11 protein-coding genes and 1 pseudogene are annotated in these 14,227 nt (G+C 62.4%); 9 read left to right on the plus strand and 3 right to left on the minus strand.

Annotated elements, in window-relative coordinates; translation table 11 throughout:
* The first annotated feature begins 72 nt into the window (after positions 1-72).
* The 6 genes from tatC (at position 73) to AACR77_RS00320 (ending at position 8,621) form a co-directional block, all read left to right on the plus strand.
* Positions 73-825: a twin-arginine translocase subunit TatC gene (gene tatC, locus AACR77_RS00295; RefSeq protein WP_010672360.1), complete on the plus strand. Its 753-nt coding sequence runs from the start codon at positions 73-75 to the stop codon at positions 823-825.
* Positions 826-936: 111 nt separating this feature from the next.
* Entirely contained in the window at positions 937-1,722 is a 786-nt protein-coding gene (locus AACR77_RS00300; RefSeq protein ID WP_041212047.1) for a TatD family hydrolase, read from the plus strand.
* 3 nt (positions 1,723-1,725) lie between these two features.
* Positions 1,726-2,745: a porphobilinogen synthase gene (gene hemB, locus AACR77_RS00305; protein ID WP_039041081.1), complete on the plus strand. Its 1,020-nt coding sequence runs from the start codon at positions 1,726-1,728 to the stop codon at positions 2,743-2,745.
* A 221-nt stretch (positions 2,746-2,966) separates the two neighbouring features.
* Positions 2,967-5,009 carry an oligopeptidase A gene (prlC, locus tag AACR77_RS00310; protein WP_042879059.1) on the plus strand — a complete coding sequence of 681 codons (2,043 nt, stop codon included), beginning with the start codon at positions 2,967-2,969 and terminating at the stop codon, positions 5,007-5,009.
* Positions 5,010-5,243: 234 nt separating this feature from the next.
* Positions 5,244-7,811 carry a putative bifunctional diguanylate cyclase/phosphodiesterase gene (locus tag AACR77_RS00315; RefSeq protein WP_039041083.1) on the plus strand — a complete coding sequence of 856 codons (2,568 nt, stop codon included), beginning with the start codon at positions 5,244-5,246 and terminating at the stop codon, positions 7,809-7,811.
* Between the two features lie 51 nt (positions 7,812-7,862).
* Positions 7,863-8,621, plus strand: a complete 759-nt coding sequence (locus AACR77_RS00320; RefSeq protein ID WP_010672365.1) for a class I SAM-dependent methyltransferase — start codon at positions 7,863-7,865, stop codon at positions 8,619-8,621.
* 70 nt (positions 8,622-8,691) lie between these two features.
* On the opposite strand, the gene AACR77_RS00325 is transcribed toward AACR77_RS00320, so the two are convergent.
* The 3 genes from AACR77_RS00325 to rhlB are packed head-to-tail and all read right to left on the minus strand — an operon-like array spanning position 8,692 to position 11,758.
* Positions 8,692-8,952 (minus strand): Rho-binding antiterminator, encoded by a 261-nt coding sequence (locus AACR77_RS00325; protein WP_042879061.1) that lies wholly within the window; start codon positions 8,950-8,952, stop codon positions 8,692-8,694.
* Positions 8,953-8,964: 12 nt separating this feature from the next.
* Positions 8,965-10,455 (minus strand): guanosine-5'-triphosphate,3'-diphosphate diphosphatase, encoded by a 1,491-nt coding sequence (gene gppA, locus AACR77_RS00330; protein ID WP_042017418.1) that lies wholly within the window; start codon positions 10,453-10,455, stop codon positions 8,965-8,967.
* Positions 10,456-10,468: 13 nt separating this feature from the next.
* Entirely contained in the window at positions 10,469-11,758 is a 1,290-nt protein-coding gene (gene rhlB, locus AACR77_RS00335; protein WP_042879063.1) for an ATP-dependent RNA helicase RhlB, read from the minus strand.
* Between the two features lie 113 nt (positions 11,759-11,871).
* On the opposite strand from rhlB, the gene trxA reads away from it, so the two are divergent.
* The 3 genes and pseudogenes from trxA to AACR77_RS00350 all read left to right on the plus strand — a co-directional run.
* A complete protein-coding gene (gene trxA / locus AACR77_RS00340; RefSeq protein ID WP_010672369.1) occupies positions 11,872-12,198 on the plus strand; it encodes a thioredoxin TrxA in 327 nt (108 codons plus the stop codon).
* A 207-nt stretch (positions 12,199-12,405) separates the two neighbouring features.
* On the plus strand, positions 12,406-13,671 hold the full coding sequence (rho, locus tag AACR77_RS00345) for a transcription termination factor Rho (RefSeq protein ID WP_010672370.1): 1,266 nt from the start codon (positions 12,406-12,408) through the stop codon (positions 13,669-13,671).
* A 106-nt stretch (positions 13,672-13,777) separates the two neighbouring features.
* A pseudogene (locus tag AACR77_RS00350) lies at positions 13,778-14,227 on the plus strand (hypothetical protein); the annotation flags it as partial.

The raw sequence follows: 14,227 nt of genomic DNA on the forward strand, positions 1-14,227 counted from the left end.
GCCGGTCAACAGTCAGCGAGAGAGCGAGCCTGTGCCCGCCAGCGAGTCCGCAGCCAAAGGGGAGGGTAAGCCATGAGTCAGGCAGAACAACCCCTCATCAGCCATCTGGTGGAGCTGAGAACCCGTCTGCTGCGCGCGATCTCCGCTATCCTGCTGGTGTTCATCGCGCTCATCTACTTCTCCAACAACATCTACGACTTCGTGGCTCAGCCGCTGCTCAGCCAGTTGCCGGCAGGCACCAGCATGATAGCGACGGATGTGGCGACCCCCTTCATCACGCCCATCAAGCTGACCCTGGTGGTCTCCTTCTTCGTGGCGATCCCCTATCTGCTCTATCAGGCCTGGGCTTTCATCGCACCCGGTCTGTACCAGCACGAACGGCGGCTGATCCTGCCTTTGGTGGCCTCCAGCGCCGTGCTGTTCTATGCGGGGATGGCGTTCGCCTACTACGTGGTGTTCCCCCTGGTGTTCGGTTTCTTCACCAGTACCGCCCCCGCCGGGGTGACGGTGGCGACCGACATCGCCAGCTACCTGGACTTCGTGCTGACTCTGTTCTTCGCGTTCGGGGTGGCGTTCGAGATCCCGGTGGCCACCATACTGCTCTGCTGGACCGGGGTGACCACCCCCAGGAGCCTGAAGGAGAAGCGCCCCTACGTCATCGTCGGGGTCTTCGTGGTCGGTATGTTGCTGACGCCGCCCGATGTCTTTTCCCAGACCCTGCTCGCGATCCCCATGTGGGGCCTGTGGGAGATAGGTCTGTTCTTCGCCCGCTTCTACGTGAAGAAAGAGGACGAAGAGCAGCAACAAACGGAAGAGGGGAGCTGAGGCTCCCTTCCTCTTTTCATGCATCCGTTCGAGGCGTATGGTAAGGCCCCATCGAGTAGATGGTTTTCAAATGCCTGATATGCACCTCGTTTGTCCGGAACCCCTGACTCCATGATCGACATCGGTTTGAACCTGACCAGCAGCCAGTTCGCAGGCGAACAGGCCGACCTGGTGGAACGCGCGCGCGCCGCCGGGGTGGAAGCCCTGATCCTGACCGGCACCGATCTGGCCGGCAGCCGCGAGAGCGCCGCATTGGCCGCCCGCTGGCCCGGTTACTGCTTCTCCACCGCCGGGGTGCATCCCCATGATGCCAAGAGCGTCGATGAGGCGACCCTGCCCGCCTTGCGCGAACTGGCGGCCCTGCCCCAGGTGGTGGCCATCGGCGAGTGCGGTCTCGACTACAACCGGGACTTCTCCCCCCGCCCGGTGCAGGACGCGGTGTTTGACGCCCAGCTGGCGCTCGCCGCCGAGCTCGGTATGCCGGTGTTTCTCCACTGCCGCGATGCCCATGACAAATTCGTCGAGATCCTGCGCCCCTGGTTGCCCCGCCTGCCGGGGGCCGTGCTGCACTGTTTCACCGGCTCCGACGCCGAGCTGGACGAGTGCCTGGCACTGGGGCTGCATATCGGGGTGACCGGCTGGCTCTGTGACGAGCGCCGTGGCCAGCTGCTGCGCGAGCAGGTGGCCCGCATTCCGGCGGGTCGCCTGATGATAGAGACAGACGCTCCCTACCTGGTGCCGCGGGATCTGAAACCCAGGCCCAAACGCAACGAACCCGCTTTTTTGCCGCACATCGCCCAGGTGGTGGCGGCCTGCCGTGGTGAAGCGCCCGAGGCCTTGCTGGCCCATACCCGGGCCACCTCCGCCGCATTCTTCCAACTTCCGCTTTTGGAGTGATTCATGGCCACAACTCTTCCGGGGGCCTTCCCGGGCCGTCGCCTGCGCCGGGTGCGCAAACATGACTTCAGCCGCCGCCTGGTGCGCGAAAACGTACTGACCGTCGACGATCTCATCTATCCCGTGTTCGTGCTGGAGGGGGAGGGTCAGCGAGAGGCCGTTGCCTCCATGCCGGGGGTGGACAGACTCTCCATCGATCTGCTGCTCGAAGAGGCCGCCGAACTGGTGGCCCTGGGTGTGCCGGCGGTGGCCCTGTTCCCGGTGACGCCGCTGGAGAGAAAGAGTCTGATGGCGGAAGAGGCCTACAACCCGGATGCCCTGGCCCAGCGGGCGACCCGTGCCCTAAAGGCTCGCTTCCCGGAGCTCGGGGTCATCACCGATGTGGCGCTCGACCCCTTCACCACCCATGGCCAGGACGGCATCATCGATGACGAAGGCTATGTGCAGAACGACATCACCACCGAGATCCTGGTGAAGCAGGCGCTCTCCCATGCCGCCGCCGGGGCCGACATGGTGGCCCCGTCCGACATGATGGACGGCCGCATCGGTGCCATCCGCGCGGCGCTGGAGGAGAATGGCTTCGTCAACGTGCAGATCATGGCCTACTCCGCCAAGTACGCCTCCCACTACTACGGCCCGTTCCGCGATGCGGTGGGCTCCGCCGCCAACCTCGGCAAGAGCAACAAGGCCACCTACCAGATGGATCCGGCCAACGGCAACGAAGCCCTGCACGAGGTGGCCCTCGACATCGCCGAAGGGGCGGACAGCGTGATGGTCAAGCCGGGCATGCCCTACCTGGACATCATCCGCCGGGTGAAGGATCAGTTCGGCGTGCCGACCTTCGCCTATCAGGTGAGCGGCGAGTACGCCATGCACATGGCGGCGATCCAGAACGGCTGGCTCAAGGAGAAAGAGTGCGTGATGGAATCCCTGCTCTGCTTCAAGCGGGCCGGGGCCGATGGCATCCTCACCTACTTCGCCAAGCGGGTCGCCCAGTGGTTGAAAGAGGACGCCCGACGCTGAGGTGGGGAGTGTCCATGCCCTCACAATGCCGGCCCTCGGGCCGGCATTGTCGTCTCTGGCAGATGAAATGCTGGTTTTATGAACAAAATGCCTGAAAAAGTGGGCAACATGCCCGTCTCTTGGCGGCAAAGGCTTGATAAATGGGGTTTCTGCCTACATCTTAGATGGTCCAAGCAGGCTTCTGGACGGCAGGGGCTGCAGAGCATTTAGAGGTACCGCAGATGACTAACCCTTTGCTGACAATGGACTCGCTGCCTCCCTTCAGCCAGATCCAGCCCGATCAGGTGCAACCTGCCGTGACGCAGGCCATCGCCGATTGCAAACAGAAGATTGAGGATGTGCTGGCCCAGAAGGAGCCTCACACCTGGGACAGCCTGATCGCCCCGCTGGAAGAGGTCAACGACCGTCTCTCCCGGATCTGGTCCCCCATCAGCCACCTCAACGCCGTGCAGAACAGCGAGGCGCTGAGGGCGGCTCACGATGCCTGCCTGCCGCTGCTCTCCGAATTCCAGACCTATGTCGGTCAGCATGAAGGGCTCTATCAAGCCTATCTGGCCCTCTCCGAGAGCGATGACTTCCCCCGGCTGGATGATGCCCAGCGCAAGGAGATCCTGAACACCCTGCGCGATTTTCGCCTCTCCGGCATCGGTCTGCCTGCCGAGGCGCAGCAGCGCTACGGCGAGATCCAGGCCCGCCTCTCGGAGCTCGCCTCCCGTTTCAGCAACAACGTGCTGGACGCGACCCAGGGCTGGCACAAGCTGGTGACCGACGAGGCCGAGCTGGCCGGTCTGCCCGCGAGCGCCCAGGCTGCCGCGCGCCAGATGGCCGAACTCAAGGGCAAGGAGGGGTGGCTGTTCACCCTGGACATCCCCTCCTACCTGCCGGTGATGATGTACGCCGACAGCCGCGCCCTGCGTGCCGAGCTGTATGAGGCCTTCACCACCCGCGCCTCCGACCAGGGCCCCAACGCCGGCAAGTGGGACAACTCCGCCATCATGACCGAGTTGCTCACCCTGCGCCGGGAGCTGGCCCGACTGCTGGGCTTTGCCAACTATGCCGAGCTCTCCCTCGCGACCAAGATGGCGGACAAGCCGGAGCAGGTGGTGGACTTCCTCACCGACCTGGCGGCCAAGTCCCTGCCCCAAGGCAAGGCGGAGCTGGAGGAGATCCGCGCCTTTGCCGCCGAGCAGCACGGTCAGGACGAACTGGCGGCCTGGGATCTTGCCTATTACGCAGAAAAGCTCAAACAGCACAAGTTTTCGGTCTCTGATGAGCAGTTGCGTCCCTACTTCCCCGCCGGTCGGGTCGTGAAGGGGCTGTTCGAGGTGGTCAAGCGGGTGTTCGGCATGAAGGTGCGCGAGCGTCTCGGCATCGACACCTGGCACCCGGACGTGCGCTTCTACGACATCTTTGACGCCGATGACGAGCTGCGCGGCAGCTTCTACCTGGATCTCTATGCCCGCGAGCACAAGCAGGGCGGCGCCTGGATGGATGTCTGCCTGGGTCGCCGCTACCGTCAGGACGGCTCCCTGCAAAAGCCGGTGGCCTACCTGACCTGCAACTTCAACGGCCCGGTGGACGGCAAACCGGCCCTGTTCACCCACAACGAAGTGGTCACCCTGTTCCACGAGTTCGGCCACGGCATTCACCACATGCTGACCCGCATCGATGTGGCCGGCGTGGCCGGCATCAACGGCGTGGCCTGGGATGCGGTGGAGCTGCCTAGCCAGTTCCTCGAGAACTGGTGCTGGGAATCCGAGGCGCTGGCCTTCATCTCCGGCCATTACGAGACCGGGGAGCCGCTGCCCGCCGATCTGCTGGAGAAGATGCTGACTGCCCGCAACTTCCAGGCGGCGATGCAGATGCTGCGTCAGCTGGAGTTCGCCCTGTTCGACTTCCGTCTGCACCAGACCTTTGACCCGGCCAGAGCGGATCAGATCCCTGCGCTGCTGGCTGAGGTGCGCAGCCAGGTCGCCGTGATGACGCCTCCGGCGTTCAACCGCTTCCAGCACAGCTTCTCCCACATCTTCGCGGGCGGCTACGCGGCGGGCTACTACAGCTACAAGTGGGCCGAGGTACTCTCTGCCGACGCCTTCTCCCGCTTCGAGGAGGAGGGGATCTTCAACCCGGCCACGGGCCACTCCTTCCTGAAGAACATTCTGGAAAAGGGCGGCTCCAGGGAGCCGATGGAGCTGTTCCGTGCCTTCCGTGGCCGGGAGCCCCAGGTGGATGCGCTGCTGCGTCACAGCGGTATCGCTGCGTGAGGTCCCGCCGCCACAGTGAGCCTCGATTGGATGAGCTGCCGCGCCACTGCGGGAGCTTCAAGCAGGTACACATTTGCGGCATAGTGGGATCGAAACGTGATTTTTGATAGAAAAAGGGACCTTTTGGTCCCTTTTTCCAAGCCTTTTTAATATCTTGCGGAGTGCATGTTTGCACTGTCCCCGCCTCTTCAGTAGAGTCGGGTTCTACCTTCCAGGGAGAGAAAGAACCTTGCCATGAGGCGAGCACTCGAGTCTGTCTATCAAATCATCTCCAGCCTGTCTCATTCGAGTGGTCAGGGATATTTTGATGCCTTTGTGAGTGAAATCGCCAACGCGGTGGGGGCTGACTTCGTCCTGGTGTCCGGCAAGGATCAGGCGGGTTTGTTCTTTACCGTGCATGCCGCCTATCCCGCCTCCCTCGACATCAACGCCTACAGCTTCCCCCTCGCCGACACTCCGGGGGAGATCGCCATGCAGCAGGGTGAAGCCTGGTTCAGTGATCGCACCCGCCAGCTGTTCCCCCACGCCGCCGTGCTGGAGCGCTGCGAGGTGAGAGCCTATGCCGGCGTCGCGCTCAAGAACGCCGAGGGAGAGACCATCGGCCTGTGCAGCGTCATGTTCAAGCGGGCCATGCCGAGAATGGAGAAGATAGTGGGCCTGCTGCGTCTGCTGGCCCCGCTCGCCGGTCGTGAACTGGCGCTGATGTATCAGCAGCGCCAGAGCCAGGAGCAGCCGGCGCAACCGGAACATCACCACTTCCTGGACACCATGATGTCCCATGCGCCCGTGGGCATCGGCAAGGTGGATCTGGGCGGCAAGATCCTCTGGGCGAACCCGGCCATCGAGAAGATGCTCGGCTACAGCCAGGAGGAGCTGCAACAGCTCACCGTCGCCGAAATCAACCATCCGGACGACTGGCAGACCAGCATTGCGCTCTACGACGCCCTCAAGCGGGGAGAGCGTCCCGCGTTTACCCAGGAGAAGCGTTATCTCCATCGGGATGGGACCGTCCTGTGGGGACGGGTGACGGTGACCCTGATCCGCAACGAGCAGATGCACCCCGACTATCTCATGGTGGTGCTGGAGAACATCGATCCCATCAGGCGCCATGCGGAGCAGCTCAAGCTCTCCCACCGGGTCTATGACAACCTCTCCGAAGCCATTCTGGTGTGCGATGCCGACAGTCGCATCATCTCGGTCAATCCGGCCTTCGAGAAGATCACCGGTTACAGCGAGGAGGAAGCGTGCGGCCAGCGGCCCAGCATGCTCAAGTCCGGACTGCACGATCAGACCTTCTATGCGGACATGTACCACGCTCTGGAGCGGGTGGGGATCTGGCGTGGGGAGGTGTGGAACAAGCGCAAGAACGGCAAGCTCTATCCCCAGCAGCTGATGATCAGCGCCGTGCGGGAAGGGGGCAAGATCAGTCAGTACATCGCCATCTTCAGCGATCTTTCCCAGACCAAGCTGGCGGAGCAGAAGATCGCCGCCCAGGCCAACTACGACAACCTCACCGGCCTGCCCAACCGCTGGCTGTTCGGTCGCTGTCTGGCCCGCTTCTGCGAGCGGGGGGAGCGCTTCGCCCTCATGGTGCTCGACCTCAACAACTTCAAGGCGGTCAACAACAGCATGGATCACCATGTGGGCGACGCCCTGCTGCGGGAAGTATCGGATCGGCTGGTGAGCCGGGTGCGCACCGAGGACTTGGTGGCCCGCATCGGCGGCGACGAGTTTGCCTTCCTGGTGCCCGGTATCGTCAACCGCCGTCAGGCCGAGGTGTTTGCCAAGCAGGTGATCGGCGGCTTTGCCCGTCCCTTCATGCTGGCCAACCAGCACCTCTATGTGACCGCCACCCTGGGGATCACCCTCTGTCCCAATGACGGCGGCGACAGCGACGAGCTCTTGCGCAATGCCGAGCAGGCCCTGTTCGTCGCCAAGCGCCAGGGACGCCCCCTCGGCACCTACAACGCCTCCATGCGGGAAGAGGTGAGCCAGCGCCACCAGATGCAGCACGATCTGGCGGAGGCCATCAAGCTGGGCCAGCTGACCATGGCCTACCAGCCCATCTGGGACAACCGCAGCGGCCGGGTCGCCAAGCTGGAGGCCCTGGTGCGCTGGTATCACCCCCACTGGGGTCAGGTCTCACCGGCGGATTTCATCCCGCTGGCGGAAGAGGCGGGGCTCATCCAGGGGCTGGGTGCCCTGGTGCTGTGGCAGTCTTGCCGGGATCTGGCCAGATTGCAGCAGTCCGGCTTCCCGGATCTGCAGATGTCCATCAACCGCTCCACCCTGGAGTTCCAGACCATAGACCCGGAGGCCAACGAGTGGCTCAGGGTGATCCGCCACTTCGAGCTGGATCCGGCGGACATCATCATCGAGATCACCGAATCTCTGCTGATGGAGACCAGCGATCAGCACAGGGTGCGGATCGATGCTCTGCGCGAGGCGGGCTGCAAGCTGGCCATCGACGACTTCGGCACCGGCTACTCGGCACTGAACTACCTGCGTACCTTCCCGGTGGATCTGGTGAAGATCGATCGCTCCTTCGTGCGCCATATTCCCTTCAACGAGCAGGACCGCCTGCTGCTCGACGGCATCATCAACATCGTGCACAACCTCGGCATGCAGGTGGTGATCGAAGGGGTGGAGACCCGGGAGCAGCTCAACTTCCTCTGCCAGAAGGGGTGCGCCTTCACCCAGGGGTATCTGCTCAGCCGCCCGCTGCCCTTCGACGATCTGACCGAGTACCTGAGTCTCAACCGTCAGGGAATGAACCTGGCGAATCTGACCACGGTGAGCTGACCCCCCGCTTCTGCTATCATGCCGGCTTCTGCGCCGTGATGAGTCCATGTTATGCCCCATATTCAGGTTTTCAGTGAAGTGCCCGCCCGCGATGGCGAGCTCGACGCCCTGCGCCAGCGCCTTGCCGACGTGGCGTTTCCCGCTCCTTTCGCCCTGGTGCTGACCGAATCGCGGTTGGAGCTGCGCAAGCTGGACGAACCCAAGCTGGGGGCCGTCTATGTGGACTTCGTGGAAGGGGCGGTGGCCCATAGGCGCAAGTTCGGTGGCGGGCGCGGCCAGTCCATCGCCAAGGCGGTGGGATTGAAGTCGGGAGCCATGCCGACCGTGGTGGATGCCACCGCCGGGCTCGGGCGCGATGCCTTCGTGCTCGCCTCCCTCGGCTGCAAGGTGACCCTGATCGAGCGCAGCCCCGTGGTGGCGGCCCTGCTCCAGGACGGTCTGACCCGGGCGGGGCAGGATCCCGAGATAGGCCCCTGGGTGCGCGAGCGGATGCAACTGCTGCAAGGCCCGGCGGTGGAGACCCTGCTGGCGCTGACCGAGCGGCCGGAGGTCATCTACCTGGATCCCATGTTCCCCCACAAGCAGAAGTCGGCGCTGGTGAAAAAAGAGATGCGGGTGTTCCAGTCCCTGGTGGGGGCGGATCTCGACGCGGATGCCCTGCTGCCGGCGGCGCTCAGGATGGCTGACAAGCGGGTGGTGGTGAAGCGGCCCGACTATGCGGGCTGGCTCAACGAGCACAAGCCCAGCATGGCCATCGAGACAAAGAGCAACCGCTTCGACGTCTATGTGATGGCGGCGCTGGCGAGTTGAGTGGCGACGGGCAGGGAGTCTGAGCGTCAAACGAAGAGGGCCAACCTGATCAGGTTGGCCCTCTTGCTATTCATTGGCTGCGGGGTGGGGCGAAGTGGATCCGCTTTTCTTCCCCTTGCCAGACGAGTTCCAGGGTCGCCAGGTCCGCCAGGCTGAGGCGCTCAGCGCGCTCCAGCAGCAGATATTCGACTCCGTCGCTGGCTTCTATGGTGCAGATCCTGTCCGCCCAGGTTCGTCCATCCCGGTCGGTGATCGTGACGGGCAGTTGCCAGCTGGCGGCGATCTCCAGCCAGTCGTACAGGTCACAGCTGACGGGTTGGTAATCGGCCATGGGGTGTGCGCCTCAGGCTTCCAGCAGCCGGGTGGACCAGCCCATCTTCTGCTGGCGCTCCACCTCGAGGCGCAGCTCGCTGGCGCGCAGGTAATGCTCGTCCAGCCAACCCTTGGGCAGGGTCAGGGTCAGGGCATCTTCATCGGCTTGCAGCATGAACCTGGGCACAGTGCCCTGGGTCCGGCGCATGCAGAGGATGAGGGAGATGCGCAGGATACGGGCCAGCCGGATCGCCTGGCGACCGGTGACGGCACCCTGTTTCTCCAGTGGCTCCAGCTTGAATTCATCCCGCTGGTTGAACAGCAGGGCCGACAGCAGCTTCTTCTGCGCGGGGGTGAAGCCCGGCATGTCGATGTTGTCGATGATGTAGGCAGCGTGCTGCGGCGCCTTCTTGTACTCGATGCACAGACCGATTTCGTGCAGCAGGGCTGCGTAGCGCAGGATCGGGCGACCGTAGCGCTTGGAGAGGCGCCAGGCCGGCTGCAACTGGGTGAACGCTTCGATGGCGGTGTCGCGGACCCGCTCGGCGTGCTCCTTGTCGAGCTGGTAGCGGCTGATCAGGCTGTCGGCGGTGCGATCCCGGGCATCACAGTCGTGATTGTTGCCGAGCAGGCCGTAGATGAGCCCTTCACGCAGGGCACCGCCCGCCAGGGTCATGCTCTCGATGTCGAGGGTCTCGAAGATGGCGATCAGGATGGCGAGACCGGAGGGGAACACGGTCAGCCGTTCGGCCGCCAGCCCTTCGAGCTGCAACTTATCGAGTCTGCCGCAGGCGATGGCCTGACCCATCAGCTCTTGCAACTTGGGCAGGGTGACCCGCTCGCTCTTGCCCTGGGCCAGCATGATCTCCTGCAGCGCCTGGACGGTGCCGGAGGCGCCGACGCAGGTGCGCCAGCCGAGGACACGGTAGTCCGCAGCCACTTTCTCCAGTACCGCCTTGGCGGCGGCAATGGCCTGGTTGAAGCGGGCCTCGGAGAGCTCGCCATCACCGAAGTGGTTGTTGAGCCAGGTGACGCAGCCCATGTGCAGGCTGTTGAGCAGCTTGGCTTCGCTCTGCTCGCCGATCACCAGCTCGGTGCTGGCGCCGCCGATGTCGATCACCAGCCGATTGCCTTCCCCTGCCGACGTCCAGGAGACTCCTTCATAGATGGTCTTGGCTTCTTCCTCGCCCGAAATGATCTCGATGCTGTGGTTGAGCACCCGTTCCGCTTCGCTGATGAATTCGTCGACGTTGGTGGCCAGGCGCAGGGTGGCGGTGCCCACTACCCGGATGTTGTCGGACGGGATGTCCTGCAACTGCTCGGAGAAGAGGCGCAGACAATCCCAGCCCCGCTCCATGGCGGCACGGTTGAGGCGAAAATCGGCATCGAGGCCCGCGGCGAGGCGTACCTTGCGCTTGACCTTGGTGACGGTGCGCAGGGCACCGGCGACCTCGCGCACCACCAGCATGTGAAAGCTGTTGGAGCCGAGGTCGATGGCGGCATAGAGAGGCGAGTTGTGCAACTTGGCCGATCCCTCAGTTCTTGCGGGGGGGACGACGACGGTTGTTGCTGTTGCCACCGCCCTGGCGATCCCGCATGTTGCGGTTCACCGGCTGGCGGTTGCGGAACACCCGTTTTGGTGCGGTGACGTCATCCAGCAGCGCCTCGCGGTCATACTTGCTGACCGGGATGGGGTGGTGGATGTACTCCTCGATGGCCGGCAGGTTGAAGGCATAGTCTTCACAGGCCAGGCTGATGGAGTGACCGCTTTTGCCGGCGCGGCCGGTACGACCGATGCGGTGGACATAGTCTTCGGCATCGTCGGGCAGGTCGTAGTTGAAGACGTGGGTCACGTCGGGGATGTGCAGACCACGGGCGGCCACGTCGGTGGCGACCAGGATATCCAGGGTACCCTTGGTGAACTCTTCCAGGATCTTCATCCGCTTCTTCTGCGGCACGTCGCCGGTCAGCAGGCCGACGCGGTGGCCGTCGTTCTCCAGCCAGGCGTGAACGTCTTCACAGACGTGCTTGGTGTTGGCGAAGACGATGGCTTTCTCGGGCCACTCCTCTTCCATCAGGGAGAGCAGCAGCAACATCTTGTCTTCGTTGGAGGGGTAGAAGAGCTCCTCCTTGATCCGCACGCCGGTCATCTGTTCCGGTTCGACCTGCACATGTTCCGGGTGGTTCATGTGTTCATAGGCCAGCTCCTGCACCCGCAGGGAGAGGGTGGCGGAGAACAGCATGCTCAGACGCTCGGTGGCGGGGGGCATGCGGCGGAACAGGAAACGGATGTCCTTGATGAAGCCCAGATCGAACATGCGATCCGCTTCGTCCAGAACCACGACCTGGATGTTGCCGAGATCGATGACCTTGGACTTGAAGTAGTCGATGATGCGACCCGTGGTGCCGATAAGGATGTCGACGCCCTGTTCCAGCACGGCCAGCTGCTTGTCGTAGCCTTCGCCACCATAGGCGAGACCGAGCTTGAGCCCGGTGGAGGCGGACATGCTCTCTGCATCGTTATAGATCTGGACGGCCAGCTCCCGGGTCGGGGCCATGATGATGGCGCGGGGCTGGTTGACGAGGCGCGGCCTGGTCAGCGGATGGGTCAGCAAATAGTTGAATGTAGCCGCCAGGAAAGCCAGGGTTTTGCCGGTCCCCGTCTGAGCCTGACCGGCAAGGTCATGACCTTCAACCAGCAGGGGCAGGGACAGTGCCTGGATGGGCGTACAATAGTGAAATCCCTTTGATTCCAGACCAGCCAGAACTTCGGGTTCGAGGCCCATTTGGGCGAATTTTTCGGTCGTTAGATGTGTTTTGCTCATGGCGGTAGGTTATCAGGTTAGGCTTGCAATAATAAACAGGATCATTTCAAATAGGGCAACTATTGCCTTTGTTGAACCATCAATAAAGCCTTAATTACTGACTGGAGTTGGAGATGAGTGACAAGATTGTTCAGCTGAGCGATGCCAGCTTCGAGGCCGATGTAATCAACGCCGACAGCCCTGTTCTGGTCGATTTCTGGGCCGAATGGTGTGGACCGTGCAAGATGATTGCCCCGATCCTGAACGAAGTTGCTCAGGAATATGAAGGTCGCGTGACCGTGGCGAAATTGAACATCGATCATAACGCCGACACTCCGCCCAAGTACGGCATTCGTGGTATCCCGACCCTGCTGCTGTTCAAGAATGGTGAAGTGGCAGCGACCAAGGTCGGCGCCCTGTCCAAGACCCAACTGAAAGAGTTCCTGGACGGCAACCTGTAATAATCAAGAAGGAGCGCATTGCAATAATGCGCTCCTTGTGTTTTATCACCTAGACGCTCACCCTGATTGGTGCTAGTTTATCGCTCGTTTGCTAACCTTTTTGCCTGACTCTTTGCTTAACTACCAGCCTGGCAAGTCAAATCCGATCAGCATCAATCCAGCAGACTGTCTCCTCATTTCAATCCTTGCTTACAGACTTTCACCACTATGAATCTGACTGAACTTAAGAACACTCCTGTGTCCGAGCTGGTCCAGCTTGGCGAATCCATGGGGTTGGAAAATCTGGCTCGGGCGCACAAGAAAGACATTATCTTTGCAATCCTCAAGGCGCACGCCAAGGGCGGCGAGGATATCTTTGGCGACGGTGTGCTGGAAATCCTGACCGACGGTTTCGGTTTCCTGCGCAGTGCAGACGGCTCTTATCTCGCTGGTCCGGATGACATCTATGTCTCCCCGAGCCAGATCCGCCGCTTCAACCTGCGTACCGGCGATACCATTTCCGGCAAGATCCGGCCGCCGAAAGAGGGCGAGCGCTATTTCGCCCTGCTCAAGGTCAACGACGTCAACTACGACCGTCCGGAAAACTCCCGCAACAAGATCCTGTTTGAAAACCTCACTCCCCTGCACGCCAACGAGCGTCTGCGCATGGAGCGTGGCAACGGTTCCACCGAAGACATCACCGCCCGTGTACTGGATCTGGCATCCCCGATCGGCAAGGGCCAGCGCGGTCTCATCGTTGCACCGCCCAAGGCCGGTAAGACCATGCTGCTGCAGAACATCGCCCAGAGCATCGCCTACAACCACCCGGATTGTGAGCTGATCGTGCTGCTGATTGACGAGCGTCCGGAAGAAGTGACCGAGATGCAGCGCATGGTGAAGGGCGAAGTCATCGCCTCCACCTTCGACGAGCCGGCCTCCCGTCACGTCCAGGTCGCCGAAATGGTGATCGAGAAGGCCAAGCGTCTGGTCGAGCACAAGAAGGATGTGGTGATCCTGCTGGACTCCATCACCCGTCTGGCCCGCGCCTACAACACCGTCATCCCGTCTTCCGGCAAGGTGCTGACCGGTGGTGTGGACGCCAACGCCCTGCACCGTCCGAAGCGTTTCTTCGGTGCGGCGCGCAACGTCGAAGAGGGCGGCAGCCTGACCATCATCGCCACCGCGCTGATCGATACCGGCTCCAAGATGGATGAAGTCATCTACGAAGAGTTCAAGGGTACCGGCAACATGGAACTGCACCTCTCGCGCAAGATTGCCGAGAAGCGCGTCTACCCGGCCATCGACATCACCCGCTCCGGCACCCGCAAGGAAGAGCTGCTGACCGCACCGGACGAGCTGCAGAAGATGTGGATCCTGCGCAAGATCATTCACCCCATGGGCGAGATCGACAGCATCGAGTTCCTCATCGACAAGCTGGCTGCGACCAAGACCAACGACGAGTTCTTCGACTCCATGAAGCGTCAACAGAAGTAACAGCCTCTTCAATGACAAAACCGCGGCCCAGGTCGCGGTTTTTGTTTATCTATTTCACGGCTGGCTTAGTAGTATGAAGCCTCGATGTCACAAGGAAAGGGACGTCATGAAGCTGGTGTTGTTCATATGGATGGGTTGGTTGTGGCTGGCGGCCCCGGTGCATGCCGATTCCCCGCCGCAATTGCAGGCTCCCCTGGTGGCGGACGAGGGACTGGAGGGGCATCGGGCGTACCTGGACGGTCGCATGGCGCTCGGGCAGTTTGATGCCATGGACTCGTTGCTCGAGACCCTGTCGGTGGGGCAGCGGGAGTTCCTGTTGTTCCAGTTGCTGGGTGAGCTCAAGTCATCGGGCGCACCGAGCCCGGCGCTGCTGGCCTGGGTGCGGGCACAAGCGGCCAAGGCGCCACAATGGCTGGTGGAAGGGAAGGTGGACGGTTTCCTGGTGCAGCTACCCGCCTATGACTTCCCCGCCGAGGCCCGGCTGGTGCTGAGCCACTGGCAGCAGCTGGCCTGGCAGGACAACTATCGCCAGTTGCTGGAGCAGGATCGCTTCGAC

The sequence above is a fragment of the Aeromonas sp. ZOR0002 genome, assembly GCF_963866995.1.
Taxonomy (GTDB): domain Bacteria; phylum Pseudomonadota; class Gammaproteobacteria; order Enterobacterales; family Aeromonadaceae; genus Aeromonas; species Aeromonas caviae.